We start from the raw sequence: 1085 nt of genomic DNA, 5'->3' as shown, positions 1-1085 counted from the left end.
GGCCGTCGATCAGGCTCGCCTGCCGCCGGCCTGCATGCCGCGCCCAGAGCCGCTGCCACAGCGTGCGGCACAGACTCACGGCCCACAGCGTTTGCGCGGGCACTACCGTCTCACGGTGCCAGCCCGTCGCGGGCAGACGCCAGAACGCAAGCCGCAGCGGCGCCGGCTGCAGGCGCTGCGCGTGCGGATGCTTCTCGCGCAGGTAGCGCGCGAACTCCGGCGTCCAGCCATCGACCAGCACTGCGGTGAGTCCCTTGGGCCCGACATCGACCTGCGGACGATGGCGAAAGCACGTGGTCTGTTCGCAGCTCAGGCAACCGCGCGCCAGCGGCAACGCAGCGCCCGCGTCATCACTTGTGCGCCGCAACACGACAGGAGCGGACGGTGCCGCCAGTGGAGAGCGCGCGCGGATGCGCAGCACCAGTTCGCTGTCAGTCAGCTCCACCTCAAGCCGCCACGCATGCTTTGCGCGCAGCTTGAGATCGACGTAGTTCCAGAACACCGTCGCATCGACCGCGTCACCGTCGGCCGCGCCGGCCTGTTCGATGCGCGCCGTGTGCCCGTGGCGCTCGACCAGTTCGAAGCCCGCGCGCACCGCCACGGTGGCCAGCGCGTTCGACAGCTGACAGAGCCCGCCGGCCAGCGTCGGCACCACGCAGCCGCCGCGCAGTTCGCGGCCCTGCACGAAGCCGCGCCATGCGCCCGGCCGCCCCAGCTGGCGCCAGAAACTCAGCACTTCGCCGGCCGGCACCTCGATGGCATCGAAGGCGCGCCGCGCCACGCGCAGGTTCTGCACCTTGCCGGCCACGAGCGGAAATTCTTCGGCGCGGCCGTCGGACCACAAAGGGGTTCGGTATTGCGCGAGCACCGGCGCGCCAGCCAGTGCGTTGTCGCCGTCATGCCAGCGCCGGGCCGAAGGCCGAAGCGTCTCGCGCAGCGCATGGGCCGTGGCCAGAAGCCGCGAGCGCAGCCAGAAATCGATCGCGTCGATGCGGCGCGGCGGCTGCCAGGCCTGTTGCACGCTCACGCGGAGGGGCCGCGCTTGCGCCATTGGCCGAGGTCGGCTTCGATGCGCTCGTCGATGT

The 1085-nt window shown here is 71.3% G+C and carries 1 protein-coding gene; it reads right to left on the bottom strand.

Going from position 1 to position 1085, the window contains the following annotated elements; all coding sequences use genetic code 11:
- Positions 1-1027 (bottom strand): VanW family protein (locus ACSFA3_RS25395; RefSeq protein WP_435508099.1); only part of this gene is annotated, 1027 nt, incomplete at its 3' end.
- Positions 1028-1085: the final 58 nt, after the last annotated feature.

The organism is Variovorax glucosi, assembly GCF_051216695.1.
Lineage (GTDB): Bacteria > Pseudomonadota > Gammaproteobacteria > Burkholderiales > Burkholderiaceae_C > Variovorax.
This window is presented reverse-complemented; position numbering and strand designations above follow the sequence as displayed.